Here is a 1,735-nt window from a genome sequence, read left to right on the forward strand (position 1 = left end):
CAGAGCAAAAGTGGAGCATCCGTTTCGGATCATCAAATGTCAGTTTGGCTTTATCAAAGCACGTTATAAAGGGCTGATGAAAAATGACTCACAGTTAGCCATGTTATTCACCTTAGCGAACCTGTTTAAAGTAGACCAGATGTTAAGGCGACAGCCAAGATCTATCTGAAATCCGGGAATAACCCGGAATAAGGCCGAAATCAGGCCTAAAACGGCAGTATATTTGCCGAAATTGAAATTTTAGCGTTCAAAAATTAGACGGTAAGTGCAAAGGCTGGTTCAAGAACTAAATTGCAGGACTTATTCGCAGTTTCCCTAAATATCAGATCTGAGAGACGTTCTAAATGGAGGCCAAGCATTTTAAACTCTATCCATTTTGATATCAGTCCGTCCATACTACTAATAAAACGACTTTTATAACTCATAAACGCATACAGCATACCTACTGACATAACGTTTTCCATTACTGAGATTGCTGCAAAATAGATGACAATTATATTTTCCAAACCGAATAAAATCTTGTTAGCTATATTAAAACCCACCCCCCATAATTTTATTTTAATATCCTTATTTAGAGCTTCTGCTAAATTATTCTGCCAGTTGTTTTGTCTCTCGTTTTCCTTTTCAAAAAGCTTTATAGTTTGTATCGCTCTTACAGATTCCATAAAGTGACTTGATTCTTTGGCAGATGCCACTATTTTTTCTTCATTCATAAGTCTAAACGGTTTAAAAAGTATGTATCGCATACCTCCATATATCGAAACTACTGTAATTACTATAATTGACAATTTAGGGCTGTAGATAAACATTATGAAAAGCGTTAGTAATCCCATAGCCCCATCAATGATGGCAGCTATTAAGCTTGTTGTAATTATTTCTCTGATTTTTGAAAGAGAGCTAAATCTCGAGACAATATCACCCATATGTCTTTTAGAAAAATAATCTATAGGCAGGCGAATTAAGTGATGAAATACATTTGCCGATATTTGGATATTCAGTTTTGCGGATAAAGTTACAATGGCTATCTGACGAAGATAGTTTGTGACCGTATCTATACAAAGCAAGAGCACAAATCCAATAGCCAGAACCATTAACAAGTTTCTGTCATTCCTAAGTAGAACATCATCGACAACAACTTGCATATAATATGGACTTATATGTACTAGCTCAGACCTGATCTGACAGTTACCCAGATTTTCTGGTGTCGGCGTCAGGTTAGATTTGAGCTAAATTCTTTTCAGCCCAAACCCGTTTTCCATCAGTTAATGTTTCCATTGGCGTTCGGCCGCAGCACATTTTGCCCTGATGGGTCCGTTCATTGTTGTAATAATCCAGCCAGTCGTCCAGATCTTTCTGCAACATTTCCAGTGAATCATAGAGCTTTTTGCGGAACGTTACCTGATAGAACTCATTTAAGATGGTTTTGTGGAAGCGTTCACATATACCATTGGTTTGCGGATGCCTCGCTTTGGTCTTGGTGTGGTCGATGTCATTGATTGCCAGATACAACTGGTAATCGTGCTGTTCAACCTTGCCGCAATACTCAGTGCCTCGGTCAGTTAAAATCCGTAACATTGGCAGCTCCTGAGCCTCGAAGAACGGCAATACACGGTCATTTAATACATCTGCCGATGTGATTGGCGTTTTCGTTGTGTAGAGCTTAGCGAACGCTACTTTGCTGTACGTATCAACGAAGGTCTGCTGGTAAATTCGGCCTACGCCCTTTAAGTTACCT

3 protein-coding genes are annotated in these 1,735 nt (G+C 38.9%); 1 reads left to right on the forward strand and 2 read right to left on the reverse strand.

Translation table 11 applies throughout. The annotated features are described in order from the left end of the window. Positions 1 to 169, forward strand: a 169-nt coding sequence (locus tag C6Y40_RS12620; RefSeq protein ID WP_146129565.1) for a transposase, incomplete at its 5' end; no start/stop codon positions are given. Between the two features lie 85 nt (positions 170 to 254). Here C6Y40_RS12620 and C6Y40_RS12625 read toward each other — a convergent pair. Together C6Y40_RS12625 and C6Y40_RS12630 are read right to left on the reverse strand one after the other, a co-directional pair. Further along, positions 255 to 1,214, reverse strand: a complete 960-nt coding sequence (locus C6Y40_RS12625; RefSeq protein ID WP_338065260.1) for an ABC transporter transmembrane domain-containing protein — start codon at positions 1,212 to 1,214, stop codon at positions 255 to 257. 1 nt (position 1,215) lies between these two features. Further along, on the reverse strand, positions 1,216 to 1,735 hold a 520-nt coding region (locus C6Y40_RS12630; RefSeq protein WP_146129523.1), incomplete at its 5' end, for an integrase core domain-containing protein.

This window comes from Marisediminitalea alba, assembly GCF_002993365.1.
Lineage (GTDB): Bacteria > Pseudomonadota > Gammaproteobacteria > Enterobacterales > Alteromonadaceae > Alteromonas > Alteromonas alba.